The following is a 14487-nucleotide window of genomic DNA, read 5'->3' as shown; positions in this document are numbered from 1 at the left end:
CGAGGGAATCATGAAGTGCGCGGCGCTCATCGCGCTTTTACCCAACTTGGCGTGGTTTCCACCCCCTCGGGGGCCACACGGTTCAACTGTCCAACAAAACGGCGCCCGGGGGGAGTTCGGGACGGCGTTCGAGCCGTCCCTCTCCCACCGGGCGCCACCGGCGCGCAGTGCCGGATCACGACCGGACCAGCTGCCCCGTGTCAGCTGCCTCCGCCGCATCCGCCACCGCCGCCGCCCCCTCCTCCCCCGCAGGACGAACCCCCGCCGCAGGACGACGAGCCGCCGCAGGAGGACGAGCCGCCGTCACCCCCCAGCCAACCGCCGCCGCCCCCGCCCGAGCTGCTCCGGCCCGGCCGGCGGGACTTGTTGGTGATCCGGTACGGCCGCCCCGCCGGCACGCGCCTGGACCTGCGCGGGTTGGGCGTGCGCAGGACCTTCACCGTGATGGCGAAGATCACGGCCACCGACACGCCCAGTGCGATGAAGAGACCGGTCATGGCCCTCACCGTCCTTTCCGTTCCCCCGTCGGGCGGCAGGTCGCCCGCACGTGCAGCGGTGATTCCCGGACGCCTTGTCGGCCAAAGCACACTTGAGCAAGTCCAGAGGTTCCGCGCAGGATGGCTGCCATGAACACCCCCGCGACCTCCAGCGCCCCCGGCGCGCCCGGCACCCCACGTCCCCTCCTCAACCGCCGTCTCGCCGAGTTCGGGACGACGATCTTCGCCGAGATGTCGGCGCTGGCCGTCCGTACAGGATCGATCAACCTCGGGCAGGGCTTCCCCGACGAGGACGGCCCCGAGGAGGTGCGCGAGGCCGCGGTGCGGGCGCTGCGCGACGGCCGCGGCAACCAGTACCCGCCGGGCCCCGGCGTCCCCGAGCTGCGGCAGGCGGTCAGCGCGCACCAGCAGCGCCGTTACGGGCTGCCGTACGACCCGGACACCGAGGTCCTGGTCACCGCGGGCGCCACCGAGGCCATCGCCGCTTCCCTGCTCGCCCTGGTGGAGCCGGGCGACGAGGTGATCGCGCTGGAGCCGTACTACGACTCGTACGCCGCGTGCATCGCGATGGCGGGCGGCCGCCGCGTCCCGGTCACGCTCCGGCCGCGCGACGGGGCGTACCACCTCGACCTCGACGAGCTGCGCGACGCGATCACCCCGCGCACCCGGCTGCTGCTGCTCAACACCCCGCACAACCCGACCGGCACCGTCCTCACCCGCGAGGAGCTGGCCGCGATCGCCGCACTCGCCGTGGAGCGCGATCTGCTGGTGATCACGGACGAGGTGTACGAGCACCTGGTGTTCGACGGCGAGCACATCCCGCTCTCCTCGTTCCCCGGGATGCGGGAGCGGACGGTGACGATCTCGTCGGCGGGCAAGACCTTCTCGTTCACCGGGTGGAAGGTCGGCTGGATCACGGCGTCGGCGGCACTGGTGGCGGCCGTACGCTCCGCGAAGCAGTTCCTGACGTACGTCTCGTCGGGGCCCTTCCAGTACGCGGTCGCCGAGGCGCTCGCGCTGCCCGACTCGTACTTCGACGGGCTGCGGGCAGAACTGGGCGCCAAGCGCGACCTGTTGAGCGCCGGTCTCGCGGACGCGGGCTTCGGGGTGTATCGGCCGGCCGGCACGTACTTCGTGACCACGGACATCCGGCCGCTGGACGCTCCGGAGGGCGGCGACGGCTTCGCGTTCTGCCGGGCGCTGCCCGAGCGGTGCGGGGTTGTCGCGATCCCGAACGCGGTGTTCTACGACGACCGGGAGGCAGGCGCCCCGTTCGTACGCTTCGCCTTCTGCAAGCGGACCGAGGTCCTCCAGGACGCGGTGGGCCGACTGAAGGCGCTGTAGCCGCAGGAAAGGACAGAGCTGTAGCCCAGGAGAGGACAGAAAGGGGCCGCCGCCGTACGAAGTCCCGTACGGCGGCGGCCCCTTCTGTCGGCTCAGACCCGCACCCAGCCCAGCAGCGCGCCCGTTCCCAGCAGTCCGTCCAGCACCTCCGCCAGGTCCCGCGCGCTGTCCGCGCCGGTGACGGAGAGGGTGGCGCGCAGGCTCTCGCAGTGCCCCAGTTCCGCCGTCCAGCCCGCAGGGAGCTGGACGATCAGACGTACCGCCGCGGTCTCCGGGGCGGCCCCCGCCGGCGCCCGGTCGGTGGCCTCGATCCGTACCTCGTACGGCGGGCGGGCGGCGGACGCGGTGCTCATCGGAGTGCTCCTGCGGAGGGGTGGAAAGGGAGGTGGCGGGTGGTTCAGCGGGCGGACGCGAGGGCCACTGCGGCCGCCGGGTCCAGGAACGGCAGGGCGGGCCCGCCGCTCCCGCCCAGTGCGGCCAGCACCGCGAGGACACCCGCCGAGCCCGTCGCCAGGTCCGAGGAGAGCCGCAGCGCGTGCTCGCCGAGGAAGGCCAGACGGCCGTCGTGCGGGACCGCGTGCCAGCCGAGTCCCGCCAGCTGGGCACGGAGGGTGCGGCGGGCCGCCGCACTGTCGTCGTACGTGTGCAGGAGCGCCGCCATGGCGCCCGCGCGGCCGGTGAACAGGCCGATGCCGGGGTGGTAGTCGGTCGCCAGGTCGGTGCGCATCGCCTCGTACACCGCGACCAGCTCCGGGTCCTGCCGGTACGTCAGCAACTCGTGCAGCGCGATGATCTGGCCCGCGCTGCCGCACGCGACGTGCGGTCCGCGCCACGGGGCCTGCTCCAGCACCTCGGGGCCGCCGGGCAGCCGCCCCGCCTCCACGAGGTCGTGCCGGAGCATCTCGGCCGCCGCGTCCACCAGCGAGTCGGTGTGGGAGTCGACGGCGGCGTGCATGCGCAGCAGGAAGAGCGCCTGGCCCGCGCCGCCGTAGAGCAGTCCCGGCAGGTGGCGCTTGTCCCGGCGTTCGGCGGGCTCCGCGCCGCTGGGCACGTCGGCGGCGCCGAGCTGGATGCGCTGGGCGAGGGATCCGGCCAGGACGCCCGCCTCGGCGGTGCGGTCGAGGGCGAGGAGGGCCAGGCCCAGGCCCGCCGTACCGGAGTTGAGGCTGTCGCCCGCCTCGTCGCGGGGCAGGGCGACGGCCCGGTCGATGAGCTCGGCTGCCTCGTCGGTGCGGCCGAGTGCGTGCAGGACGCAGGCGATGCCGGACAGGCCGTCGTAGAGGCCGGGGCGCGGCTGGTCGACGGTGCGGGCGGCCGAGACGAGCCAGTCGACGTGCGCGGCCGGGACGTCGCCGCCCGCCCGGTGCAGTGCCCAGAGCACGCCCGCCGCGCCGTGCGCGACGGACAGGCCGCCGCCCGGGTGGGAGAACTGCTCGATGTCGCCGGGGTAGAGGCGGTCCTCGCGCTCCGGGGTGGCGGTGGCGAGGATGCCCTCGGCGACGCGGGCGGTGAGGGCCGCCAGCTCGTCGCCTTCGGCGAGGGAACCGTCGGCGGGGACGGCCGGCTTCGGCCAGGTGCGCTCCGCGGACTCGCCGTCGGCGAGGCCGAGTTCGCCGCGTACCCGGGACGCGAAGTCGGCCGGGACCGGGAAGCGCTCCTGGACCAGCTCGATCAGCTGCTCCGCCTTGGTCGGGTCCCACGGCATGAGGGTGGTCAGCGGCAGGAAGACGCTGAGCCGCAGGCAGCCCAGCGCGTAGCGGTCGACGGCGGTGCCGGTGGTACCGGCCGGGGCGCAGTAGCCGGGGGCGCCCATCGCCTGGCCGCTGTGGCCGTCGACGGGGCGGGTGGTCTCCAGGTCGATGAAGGCGACGGTGCCGTCGGGGCGGATGAGGACGTTGTTGGGGTGCAGGTCGCCGAAGACGAGGCCGCGCTCGTGCATGGTGGCGACGGCGGCCTCGATGCGGTCCAGGACGTCGAGCGCCCAGGCGGTGTACGCGGCCGGGTCGAGGGTCTCGGACTGGTCGGTCGCGGAGTGCACGACCGGGTTGAGGCGGACCATCTCGCCGCCGAGCTGCTTGCCGTCGACGTACTCACGGGTGAGGAACCAGTGCTGGCTGCCCTTGCGGTAGTCGAGGACCTTCGGGAACGCGGCGAGCCCTTCGAGGGCGATCATCGCGTCGTGCTCGCGCTGGAGGCGGGTGACGGCGTCGTCGCCGGACTGGTCGAGCCCGGCGTGCGGGCGGCCCTCCTTGACCAGGACCTCGGCCTGGTCGCGGGTGTCGACGGCGCGGTAGACGCCGCCGCCGTTGGAGAAGTGCAGCGCCTGGGTGATCTTGAAGGGGAAGGCGCCGAGGCCGCCGCCGCTGTTGCGCTCGGCGAGCGCCTCGGCGACGACGGGCGGCAGGTCCACCCAGGCCGGCGGCTTGAAGGACGGGCCGCGGACGTCCGGGACCAGACGGCCCTCCGGGTCCTCGATGCAGTGCACGGTCTCACCGTTGGGCTGGCGGGACAGGCGGGCCGCGAAGCCGCCGTAGCGGACGTACAGCGGGCCCTCCTTCCAGCGCAGGTCACTGAGGATGTACGGGCCCTCGCGGCCTTCGAGCAGCGCACCCAACTCCCGCAGCACGACGGCGAGATGGGCGTCGTCGCGCGGGTACATGGTGATGAACTTGCCGCTGCTGCCCCGGTCGCCGTACTTGCTGTTGCGCAGCATCAGCATCGTCGGACTGGTGAGGAACTTGAACATCATCGGGTGCGCGAAGCAGTAGTCGCGGACGATGTCGAGGACCTCGTCGGCCGAGTCGAGCGTCGCCGAGACGTGCACCTTCCAGCCCTGGAGCGGGATCTCGGGCTCCGGCGGCCCGATGCAGGTCCACTCGCCGAGGGCGGTACGGGTCCAGCCGTCGGGCAGTTCGGCGCCCGCGAGGGGGTAGTCCTCGCCGGAGGCCGGGCCCGAGGTGGGCTTGTCGAAGTAGACGGTTCCGGGCGGGCAGTAGGCGATGTGTCGCAGGCTCATGACGGTCTCTCAGACTCTCCAGTGGTGATGGTCAGGGTGATCAAGTCGTGTGCGCTGTGCGCTAGTTCGGCAGCAGCGGGCTCAGGTAGGTGACCGCGAGCCACTTCCACAGCGGGTGGGTTCCGGCCTTCACCTCGGCGACTCCGGAGCGCTCCGCGGGTACGGCGTCCAGGGCGAGCGGGTAGGCGCGCACCGGCAGCAGGTCGGAACCGCCGGACACCGGGATCAGCGCGGACAGCGGCGCGTTCCGCGCGGTGGAGTCCGAGGAGGTGAGGGTGCCGGTGCCGATCGGCGGCCGGGACAGCAGCCCGTTGCGGCGCAGCTGGACGTCGGCGCCCTCGGCGATCAGCGAGGTGCTGGTGCCCTCCGGGACGACCACGTGCGCGGTCCGCCCGTCGGCGCTCACCGTGTATCCGGCGGCGAAGCTCGCGGGCAGCTTGATCGCGGTGGCGGCGAACCCGAGGAGACCTGCGACCAGTACGCAGACGGCGACGATGCGGGTGTACGAGGCCCCGGCGAGGCGGGCACTGCTGCACAGCTTCCAGAAGCCCTTGGCGAGGCGCCACACCAGGTAGCCGATGCCGGTCAGGAAGAGCACGGAGCCGGTGACGCCGAGCCGCTGGAGCATCCCGGACCACAGGGTGAGCGCGGTGGCGACCAGGTACAGCGGGAAGAGCAGGCAGGCGAAGCCGTACGGCACGGACCACGGCTTGTGGCTCAGCTCGCGGACGTACGTACCGCCGAAGAGGACCCGGGACATGGCGCACAGCGCGTCCGTCATGGCCTTCTCCCGCAGGTGGGAGATGTCGAGGTGGCTCATCAGCGCGATGTAGCCGTCCAGCTTGACCAGCGGCAGGAGGTTGATCGCGCAGGTCAGGTAGATGGCGAGGGCGGTCACCAGGAGCGGGCCGCACCAGGCGCTGTCCGCCCCGACGAGGAGGCCCGCGACTCCGGCGGCGCCCGCCGCGACGGCCTGCACGAAGATCCCGGCGAGTGCGATCTGGACCCGCTGCTGCGGCTTGCCGAGCCGCCAGCCGTCGGAGACGTCGCAGAAGAAGGCGGGCGACATGTAGAAGAGCATGAAGCCCATGCGGGTGGGCCGGCCGCCGTGGTGGGTGAGGACCGCGCCGTGCGCGAACTCGTGGACGGCGGTGGTGCCGAGGATGCCGAGGACGACCGCCAGGTAGGCGTACGGGTTCATCGGCCGCGACACCGCGTCGGTCAGGTTCGGCGAGCAGATCGCCAGCGCCATCAGCCCGGCGAGGGCGAGCGCGGTGGCGGCGACGGAGACGGCCTTGTGGGACAGCAGCCGGGTCAGCGGCTGCATCCGCAGCAGGATCCTGTCCGGCTTGAGGACCGTGAACTGGATGGTCAGCGGCGGTACGAGCTTCACCCGCCGGGTCTTGCGGGGCGGCGTCCCGTCGTCGAGGAGCTTCTTGTCGGCGAGCGAGCGGACCGCGTGGTCGACGTCGCCCGGCGTCCAGGGGGCACCGAGTTCGTCGGCGATGCCCTGGTGGTCGCGGGTGCCGTCGAGGGCCTGGAGCAGCTTGGCGAGGTCGGGGCCGACCCGGAAGTGCTGGCTCTCGCCGCGCTGGACGACCCAGGGGAGGTCGGGCTCGGCGGGCGGGTGGACGGAGACGTGGCCGGCCGTACGCGGGTGCTCCAGGTCGGGGGCGGAGGTCGTGGGCGGCTTGGTAAGGGTGAGTGCGGGCATGGGAGCACCTCGGGGCCGGGTGGGCGGGAGTGGGTCCGGACGGGAGTGCGTCCGGACGGGAGCGGGGTCAGACGATGTCGCGGGTACGGACCAGGCGGTGGGCCGCGTAGTACGCAGCGGCCAGCCAGGCGGCGATGACGGCGAACGCGAGCGGTACGGACAGCAGGTCCGGCTTCACGTCGCGGTAGACGGAACTCATCGCGATGGTCAGGAGGTACTTGGCGAACTCCGGGGCGAGCGCCTGGATGCCGGTGTCGACGACCAGGGTCAGCGTGATGATCAGCGCGACCGACGCGACCTGGTTACGGACGATCCAGCCGAGCAGGGCGCCCCAGGGAGCCGCCAGTACGGAGCAGGCGAGGCAGCCGAGCAGGATCAGCCAGGTCTCGCCGGTAAAGGCGGGGGCGTCGCCGTACGCGCTGCCCGCGACGGCGCAGCTCAGCGCGCCGAGCGCGAGGGCGAGCAGACCGAAGGCTCCACCCGCGAGGGTGGCCACGGCGGTCTTGGCGGCGAGCAGACGGCTCCTGGACCCGGCGAGGAGGACGGAGCGGCCGACGGTGCCGGAGCCGTACTCGCGGGAGACGAGGATCGCACCGAACAGGGAGGAGAAGAGGAACATCATCATCCAGGCACGGGCGATGTTGTTCGTGACGTCGGCCGCGGACCCTCCGGCCACGATGGACTTGTGCCCCTCGGAGGCGAATCCGAAGGTCGACAGGAGGCAGAGGAAGGTGCCGGCCAGCGGCAGGATCCACCACTGGCGGCCGGTGAGGGCCTTGCGGACCTCACCGCGGACGACGTTGCGGAAGTCAGACATGGGCGGGGGTCCTTATCGAGCCGCTGTGGTCGGTGCTGTTCTCGACCAGCTCGAAGAACCGGTCCTCCAGGCGGTGTTCGCCGTTGTTCGTGAGCTCGGCGAGGGTGCCGCAGTAGCGCAGCGAGCGCTGTACGACCACCACGTCGTCGACGGTCTGCTCGACCTCGGCGAGCTGGTGGCTGGAGACGAGTACGGTGCGGCCCTCGGCCGCCAGGGCGCGCAGGGTGTCGCGCAGCCAGCGGATGCCGTCCGGGTCGAGGCCGTTGGCGGGCTCGTCCAGGATCAGGACCTCCGGGTCGGCGAGGAGCGCGGTCGCCAGGGCGAGCCGCTGCTTCATGCCGGTGGAGCAGCCCGCGACGGGCCTGGCCTCGGCGCCGTCGAGTCCGGTGCGGCCGACGACCTCCTCGACGCGGTGCTTGCCGAGCCCCAAGTACGAGACCCAGGTGAGGAGTTCACCGCGGACGGTGGCTCCGGTGACCGGGCCCAGGGCGTCCATGGCGACACCGACGCGGTGCGCCGCGCGGGGAAGGTCGCCGTAGGAGTGGCCGAGGAGGGTGGCGCTGCCCGCGGTGGGGCGGGCCAGGCCGAGCAGCATGCGCAGGGTGGTGGTCTTGCCCGCGCCGTTGCGGCCGAGGAGGCCGGTGACGCGGCCCGCGCGGATGTCGACGCTGAGGTCGTCCACTGCGGTGAAGTCCTTGAATTTCTTGCTGAGTCGTTCCAGGCGGATCGCCGGGGTGGTGCTCATCACGGCTCCTTGTGAAGTGGGGGCCCGGGGCCGGGGCCCGGCCGGAGGGTGCGCGTTCGGCGCTGACGGATCGCGCGGTCTGCCGCCGCAGTACGTGCGCGGTGTCGCGCCTCGCGGATGCTCCGGCCGGGGGCCCTGGCTCACGCGGTGCCGGTGTGGTGCGGTGTTCGGCCGGTCTCGGCCGGACAGCCCCTAGGTGATGATGATTCCGGCGGACACGATCGCCGAGACGCTCGCTCCGGCGGAGATGCCGCCGATGGTGCCCCAGCCCGGCGCTTCGAGGGTCTCCAGCTCCTGGAGCCCCAACTCCAGGTCCTGACCGTTGTCGGCCGCCGGAAGGGCAGCGGTCTCGATCTTCTTCTCGCTCATGGCGTGGTACTTCCTTTACGGGTACGTGAGTTGAGGGAATGCGGATCAGGTGGCGACGATCGCGGCGGACGCGATGGCCGCGCCGCTGACGGCCGTACCGGCCGAGAAACCGGTCCAGAAGCCCGGGGCCTCAAGGGCCTCCAGCTCCTGCAGGCCGAGTTCGAGGGAGGCGGTGGGGTCGGTGTCGACCTGCGCACCCGGGTTCTTGTGCTGCTGCTCGCTCATGACGGACTCCTCAGGTGATGACGGCGGTCGCCGAGACGGCGGCCGAGACGCTGGCGGCGGCGGAGAAGCCGGTCCAGAAGCCCGGGGCCTCAAGGGCTTCCAACTCCTGGAGGCCGAGCTCCAGGGCGGCGGTCGGCTCGGTGTTGACCTGCGCCGCCTCGTTCTTGTGCTGCTGCTCGCTCATCGCGAACTCCTTTGCAGGGAGGGACAGTTGAGGTGGGGCGAATTACGTGATGATGGTGGCCGAGACGACCGCGGCGGAGGCGGCGGACGCGACACCGGCCGAGAAGCCGCCGATGGTCGCCCAACCCGGCGCCTCCAGCGTCTCCAGCTCCTGCAGACCCAGCTCCAGGTCCTGCTCGACGGGGACGGCAGCGGTCTCAGCGGCGTTGTTCTTCAGCTCGGACATGTCAGATCTCCTGTGAAAGTGAAGGGGGTACGTGTGCGGATGACGGTTCGGCTCAGGTGGCGATGGCGGCCGACGCGATGGCCGCACCGCTGATCGCCGTACCGGCCGAGAAACCGGTCCAGAAACCCGGCGCCTCAAGCGCCTCCAGCTCCTGCAGACCCAGCTCCAGCGAAGCCGTCGGCTCGGCGTTGACCTGCGCGGTCTCGTTCTTCTTCAGCTGCTCGCTCATGACGAACTCCTATGTGACGAAGGGAAGTTGGAGGGGATGCGGATCACGTGATGATGGTGGCCGAGACGACCGCGGCGGAGGCGGCGGACGCCACGCCGGCCGAGAAGCCGCCGATGGTCGCCCAACCCGGCGCCTCCAGCGTCTCCAGCTCCTGCAGACCCAGCTCCAGGTCCTGCTCGACGGGGACGGCAGCGGTCTCAGCGGCGTTGTTCTTCAGCTCGGACATGTCAGATCTCCTGTGAAAGTGAAGGGGGTACGTGGACGGGGGTGGAACTCAGGTCGCGATGGCGGCCGACGCGATGGCCGCACCGCTGATCGCCGTACCGGCCGAGAAACCGGTCCAGAAACCCGGCGCCTCAAGCGCCTCCAGCTCCTGCAGACCCAGCTCCAGCGAAGCCGTCGGCTCGGCGCCGACCTGCGCGGTCTCGTTCTTCTTCTGCTGCTCGCCCATGGCGAACTCCTTTGAGGTGAAGGGTGATTGGTGGTGCCCCGCGCCGCTCGGGCGGCACGGAAGTCAGTGGTGGTGCGGGGCGGCGCTGCCCGCGAGGGCGGGCTCGCGGCGGTCGGCGCCGCAGGCCTCGTACAGCAGTCGCTGTACGTCGGCGGTGAGCAGGCCGCCCAGCATCGGCAGCCCTGCGCCCCAAGCCCTGGTGGTGCGGCGGGCGACGACCGCGAGGCGGTCGGCGTCGGCGGTGACGGTGCGGCCGATGCCCCAGTCGTCGATCAGTACGGTGATGCCGTGTGCCGGGTCCTCGGGGAGGGCGGTGGGTGCCGCTTCCCGGATGCGGGCCCAGATCCGGTGCAGCCGGGCGGCGGAGCCGTACCGTTCGTCGCCGTCGAGCACCGCCCGCCACAGCGGCGGGAGGAGGGCGGCGACCGCGGTCATCTTGCGGACGTTCAGTGCGGTGGACAGCTCGTTGGCGATGATCCAGCCCTCCGTGGTGAAGGGCGAGCGGCCCAGCCTCATCCACGTGGAGTGCGTCAGTCCGCTGAGCCGGGCGATGTCCAGCCGCAGTTCCGGGCCGGCCCGACGGCCCGCTCTGCGCAGTGCGCCGAACCGGTGGCCCAGTACGGCGAGTTGGGCGGCGGCCGCCTCGCAGAAGGCGTCCTCGACGGGCCGTTCCCTGTGGTCCCCGGCATAGGGGGTGACCGTACGGAACAGCGCTTCCAGGATCCCCTCGGCGAGCAGCTCGCCCGGCAGGGTCTCGGTGGCCGCCGCGTCGAGCAGTGCGGCGTCCGGGGTCAGTGCCTCGGCCGACACGAGCCGCTTGCCCTGCTGGTGCGGCATGCAGGCCACCCGGCTGAGTTCCGAGCCGGGGCCGACGGTGGTCGGCACGGCCAACAGGGGCCGTCTGCGCCGGACTTGGGGTCCGAGGGCGAGCAGTCCGCAGCGCGAGCGGCTGCGCAGGGCGGTGGCGGCCTCTTCGCTGTCACCGGCCACGACCGCCAGCTTGGCGCGGTCGACGCAGGTTCCGCCGCCGACGGCGACGAAGAGTTCGGTGCGGGCGGTGCGGCGGGTGAGGTCGAGGATCTCGTCCGCGTCGCCGGGGCCTTCGGGGACCAGGCGGCGGACGGCGTGCCCGGCCCGGTCCAGTTCGGTCTCGACGAGTGCGGTGATGGCGGATTCGGTGAGTGCGGGGTCGACGAGGAGGGTGGTGCGGCCGAGCGGTGCGTACGACAGCCAGTCGGCGAGCCCTTCGGGGCCGAGCAGCAGCCGGGTCCGCCCCGACCAGGGCAGGTTCACGCCCGTACCCCTGCGGCTGCGGTGGCCGCCGAGGCTGCCGCCGCGTGCGCTTCGACACCGGCGAGCACGCACTCCACCAGCTCGTCCAGTTCGGCGTCCGTGCAGGTCAGCGGCGGGAGCAGCTGCACGCCCCGGACACCGGGGTGGACGATGGCACCGGCCTCGCGGATCGCGGCGACCAGCGGCATGACCTCGCTCTGCGGGAGCGGCTGCCCGTCCGGGGCGCTCACCCGCACCGAGCGGAACAGCCCGAGTCCGGTGGCGTCGCCGATCAGCGGATGGGTGGCGACGAGGTGGCCGAGGGCGGCGTCGAGCCGGTCGGCCTGCCGCTGCCCCTGGGCGACGGCGTCCAGGCGGCGCATCTCGTCGATGGTGGCGAGGATGGCGGCGCAGGTGGCGGGAGTGCCGGCCTGGGTCTCGCCGTGCGTGAGCATGGCGTCATGCGTCTCGAAGGTGTCGGCGATGCCCCGGGACACGATGATCGCGGAGGCGGCGCAGGTGCCGTTGGTGAGGCCCTTGGAGGTGACCAGAAGGTCCGGCCTGGCACTCCAGCACTGCGAGGCGAACATCGTTCCCGTACGGCCGAAGCCGGTGGCGACCTCGTCGGCGACCAGCAGGAAGCCGTACTCGTCCCGGAGCCTGAGCAGCTCGTCGACGTACTCGCTCTCCAGGGGCACTGCCCCGCTGCCGAGCACCGGCTCGATGACGACGGCGGCGATCTGCGACCCGGAGCGCTCCATCAACTCCCGCATCCCGGCAGGGTCGTTGGGCTGGACGTGCCGGACGAAGCGCCCGTCCACTCCGTACATCCGCTGCCCGAGGTTCTCGCCGGTGAGGGCGAAGGAGCCGTACGTCAGACCGTGGTAGCTGCCGCGCAGACCGACGACGATCTTGCGGTCGTGGTCGTCGCGGAGGGCGTGGTAGTGCCGGGCCGTCTTCATGACGACGTCGTTGGCGCTGCCGCCGGAGGTGGAGAACAGGACCCGGCCGTAGTGGTCGGACCCGGCGAGCTCGACGAGCGCCTGGGCGGCGCGCCGGGCGTAGTCGTGCTCGAACCGGAAGATCGAGAGGTACGAGGCGTCGCGCAGGGCGGCGGAGACGGCGTCGGCGATCGCGGTGTTGCCGTGGCCGAGGTTGGCGTTCCACAACCCGCTGTCGCCGTCGAGGAGTTCGCGCCCGTCGGAGAAGCGGATGCGCATGCCGTGGGCGGAGGTGGCGCAGAGTTCGTCGCGGCCGTGCTGGGACGGGGGGACGAGGCAGGTCCAGAGGGCTTGGTACGTCATGCGAGGTCTCCAGCGGTGAACTCGGCTTCTCCCGCAGTGAACTCGGCTTCTCCCGCGGTGAACTCGGCTTCGATGAGTACATCGTGGTGCCGGCCGCCACCGCCGTCGATCGGGGTGACGGAGCGGATGGCGTACCCGGCGGCTTCGAGCTCGGCGACGAGCTGCTGCTGCGGGAGGACGCCGATGGTGGTGGTGCAGACGGTGACGGGGCTGTCGTCCTCCGGCACCTCACCCGGAATCACGGTGACGGTCCGCGAGCTGTCCCCCACGGTCCACTGCTCGAACATGCGGTACGTGCGCCCGCTGTGCCCGGTGACGACGATCTCGGACTCGTCCGAGCCGTCATCGGCGGCGTCGACGTCGACGGTGGTGAGGAAGAACCGGCCGCCGGGGGCGAGGTGTTCACGGACGCAGCGGTACAGTCCCGGCCGGTCGTCGGCGGGCAGCAGCGAAATGGTCGTCGTGCCGAGCAGCACCACCCCGAAGCCGTGCTCGCGCCCCTCGATGCGGAAGTCGCTCATGTCGGCCTCGACGGAGTGGGCGCGCTCCAGGACGTCGGCCGGGGCGCGGCCGAGCCGACGGCGGAGCAGAGCGAGCATGTCGGGGGAGAGTTCGAGGGCGGTGACGTCGCGGCCGGCGGCGAGCAGCGGGAAGGTGAGCCGCCCGGACCCGGCCGCCAGATCCAGCACCGGACCCTCGAACGGCCTTACCGCGTCAAGGATTTCACGGATCTCGTGTGTCGTGGTCCCGGCGATGTCGTGGTAGACGGGGGTGCCGTCGGCGTCGTACAGGTCGCAGATCCTGGCGCGGTCGCCGAGGGCTTCGATCTCGCCGCCGGCACGGCCGGTGACGGCGGTGCCCGCGCGGGCGGGGCTGAGGAGGGTACTCATCGGGCGGTCTCCTTGGTGTCCGGAGCGAGTGGTGTGGTTCCTGGGGTGAGCGGCAGGCCGATGCCCGCGAAGTAGGCGTCCACGGCGTGGACGGTCTGCGGGTCGGCGTACCGGGACGCGGTGTCGCGGTCACCGGTGACGAGCAGGGCGTCGGCGGCGCGGGCGGCATCGGCGGAGAGGGAGATCTCGCGACCGGTGCGGGGGTCGTGGACGGTGGCTTTGACGCCTTCGCCCCCGTCGCTCCACAGGAGGAGCGGAGCGTCCGCCACCTCCTCCACCTCCGGGAGGCGGGCGACGAGCCGTCCGCCGAAGCCGGACACCCGGGGGCGGGAGACGCCCCGGGCACGCGCCGCCCGTACCGCGCCGACGGCGGCCAAGTAGCGGGCGAGCGCGGGCCGTTGACCGATCTCGGTACGTACCGTACGGGCGTCCCGCCAGGCGGCGGCCAGCTCGTCCGGTGTCGAACGGAGATCGCCGAGGACGGGTCCGCCGGGGGCGTGCGAGACGCTGCCGTCGGCGGCGACGTACAGCCGGAGCGCGGGCCCGTCGCCGGTGTCCGGCGCGCCGAGATCGGAGAGGTCGGCGAGCTGGACGGCGGGGTGGGTCAGAAAGTCCCGGAACTCACCTTCTCCCAGGGCGAGTTCGGCATCGGCGAGGTAGGCGTCGAGGTCGGCGTCGTCGGTGAGGCGGACGAGGGTGGGCCCGAGGAGGACGGTCCGGGCGGCTGCCCGGTACCCGTCCACCCGGAGGTAGAAGTCGGGGTGGAGCCCGACGTCCTCACCCGGGGTGTCGAGCTTTCCTTCGTACGTGAGGACGGTGACGCCGTGGTGATCGACCCGCTCACCGGGTTCGTCGCCGGGGACGAGGACGGTGGTGCCGGGGGCGGGGAGGGGGGATCGGAGGAGGCCGGGGAGGAGGCCGGGGACGGCGAGGACGATGACGGCGGGGGCGGGGGTGCGGGGGGTGCGGGGGCGGCCGGTGCCCCATTCCATGGCGTAGAGCCGGATGTCGGGGAGCAGGGGTGTGGACATGGGGGACCTCCTTGGGGGGGGTGAGCGGTGGCGAGCGCGTGCGGTCGCGGAGGGGGTGCGCTCCGCGCGGGGGCCGCCCCCTTGCCCACCCGTCCCGCCCCCGGGGGGCGGCCCCGCTGCCCAAGGGGGCTAGGGGGTCGGCGGCGTCAGCCGCCAACGGGGCTAGGGGCAGGC

18 protein-coding genes are annotated in these 14487 nt (G+C 72.5%); 1 reads left to right on the top strand and 17 read right to left on the bottom strand.

Going from position 1 to position 14487, the window contains the following annotated elements:
* Positions 1-200: 200 nt before the first annotated feature.
* Positions 201-497 (bottom strand): hypothetical protein, encoded by a 297-nt coding sequence (locus tag ACH4SP_RS15040; protein WP_398414647.1) that lies wholly within the window; start codon positions 495-497, stop codon positions 201-203.
* Positions 498-617: 120 nt separating this feature from the next.
* Here ACH4SP_RS15040 and ACH4SP_RS15035 point away from each other — a divergent pair, with 120 nt between their 5' ends.
* Positions 618-1841, top strand: a complete 1224-nt coding sequence (locus ACH4SP_RS15035) for a pyridoxal phosphate-dependent aminotransferase (RefSeq protein WP_398414645.1) — start codon at positions 618-620, stop codon at positions 1839-1841.
* A gap of 92 nt (positions 1842-1933) precedes the next feature.
* On the opposite strand, the gene ACH4SP_RS15030 is transcribed toward ACH4SP_RS15035, so the two are convergent.
* The 16 genes from ACH4SP_RS15030 to mpaB form a co-directional block, all read right to left on the bottom strand.
* Positions 1934-2194 (bottom strand): hypothetical protein, encoded by a 261-nt coding sequence (locus ACH4SP_RS15030; RefSeq protein ID WP_398414643.1) that lies wholly within the window; start codon positions 2192-2194, stop codon positions 1934-1936.
* Between the two features lie 44 nt (positions 2195-2238).
* Complete coding sequence (lanKC, locus tag ACH4SP_RS15025) at positions 2239-4857, bottom strand: class III lanthionine synthetase LanKC (RefSeq protein WP_398414641.1); 2619 nt, start codon at positions 4855-4857, stop codon at positions 2239-2241.
* A 61-nt stretch (positions 4858-4918) separates the two neighbouring features.
* Complete coding sequence (gene mpaP / locus ACH4SP_RS15020) at positions 4919-6571, bottom strand: daptide biosynthesis intramembrane metalloprotease (RefSeq protein WP_398414639.1); 1653 nt, start codon at positions 6569-6571, stop codon at positions 4919-4921.
* Between the two features lie 67 nt (positions 6572-6638).
* Positions 6639-7388 carry an ABC transporter permease gene (locus ACH4SP_RS15015; protein ID WP_398414637.1) on the bottom strand — a complete coding sequence of 250 codons (750 nt, stop codon included), beginning with the start codon at positions 7386-7388 and terminating at the stop codon, positions 6639-6641.
* A complete protein-coding gene (locus ACH4SP_RS15010; protein ID WP_398414634.1) occupies positions 7381-8133 on the bottom strand; it encodes an ABC transporter ATP-binding protein in 753 nt (250 codons plus the stop codon). Before ACH4SP_RS15010 ends, ACH4SP_RS15015 begins: the two co-directional genes overlap by 8 nt.
* 192 nt (positions 8134-8325) lie before the next feature.
* The gene (locus tag ACH4SP_RS15005; RefSeq protein ID WP_398414632.1) at positions 8326-8502 is read right to left on the bottom strand and encodes a daptide-type RiPP; all 177 of its coding nucleotides are present in this window, start codon (positions 8500-8502) and stop codon (positions 8326-8328) included.
* A gap of 45 nt (positions 8503-8547) precedes the next feature.
* Positions 8548-8727: a daptide-type RiPP gene (locus ACH4SP_RS15000; protein ID WP_398414630.1), complete on the bottom strand. Its 180-nt coding sequence runs from the start codon at positions 8725-8727 to the stop codon at positions 8548-8550.
* Positions 8728-8737: 10 nt separating this feature from the next.
* Positions 8738-8911, bottom strand: a complete 174-nt coding sequence (locus ACH4SP_RS14995) for a daptide-type RiPP (RefSeq protein WP_398414628.1) — start codon at positions 8909-8911, stop codon at positions 8738-8740.
* Between the two features lie 42 nt (positions 8912-8953).
* Positions 8954-9136 (bottom strand): daptide-type RiPP, encoded by a 183-nt coding sequence (locus tag ACH4SP_RS14990; protein WP_398414622.1) that lies wholly within the window; start codon positions 9134-9136, stop codon positions 8954-8956.
* A gap of 52 nt (positions 9137-9188) precedes the next feature.
* Positions 9189-9365 (bottom strand): daptide-type RiPP, encoded by a 177-nt coding sequence (locus ACH4SP_RS14985; RefSeq protein ID WP_398414625.1) that lies wholly within the window; start codon positions 9363-9365, stop codon positions 9189-9191.
* Between the two features lie 43 nt (positions 9366-9408).
* Positions 9409-9591: a daptide-type RiPP gene (locus tag ACH4SP_RS14980; protein ID WP_398414622.1), complete on the bottom strand. Its 183-nt coding sequence runs from the start codon at positions 9589-9591 to the stop codon at positions 9409-9411.
* Between the two features lie 48 nt (positions 9592-9639).
* Complete coding sequence (locus ACH4SP_RS14975) at positions 9640-9816, bottom strand: daptide-type RiPP (RefSeq protein ID WP_398414619.1); 177 nt, start codon at positions 9814-9816, stop codon at positions 9640-9642.
* Positions 9817-9879: 63 nt separating this feature from the next.
* A complete protein-coding gene (gene mpaC / locus ACH4SP_RS14970; RefSeq protein ID WP_398414617.1) occupies positions 9880-11109 on the bottom strand; it encodes a daptide-type RiPP biosynthesis dehydogenase in 1230 nt (409 codons plus the stop codon).
* Entirely contained in the window at positions 11106-12392 is a 1287-nt protein-coding gene (mpaD, locus tag ACH4SP_RS14965) for a daptide-type RiPP biosynthesis aminotransferase (RefSeq protein WP_398414614.1), read from the bottom strand. Before mpaD ends, mpaC begins: the two co-directional genes overlap by 4 nt.
* Entirely contained in the window at positions 12389-13282 is an 894-nt protein-coding gene (gene mpaM, locus ACH4SP_RS14960; protein WP_398414612.1) for a daptide-type RiPP biosynthesis methyltransferase, read from the bottom strand. The genes mpaD and mpaM overlap by 4 nt, the downstream gene beginning before the upstream one ends.
* The gene (mpaB, locus tag ACH4SP_RS14955; RefSeq protein WP_398414610.1) at positions 13279-14313 is read right to left on the bottom strand and encodes a daptide biosynthesis RiPP recognition protein; all 1035 of its coding nucleotides are present in this window, start codon (positions 14311-14313) and stop codon (positions 13279-13281) included. The genes mpaM and mpaB overlap by 4 nt, the downstream gene beginning before the upstream one ends.
* Between the last annotated feature and the right edge of the window lie 174 nt (positions 14314-14487).

Origin of the sequence: Streptomyces sp. NPDC021093 (assembly GCF_044333135.1) — a bacterium.
Taxonomy (GTDB): domain Bacteria; phylum Actinomycetota; class Actinomycetes; order Streptomycetales; family Streptomycetaceae; genus Streptomyces.
Note: the sequence above shows the minus strand (reverse complement) of the source record. Positions and strands in the feature narration are given on the sequence as shown.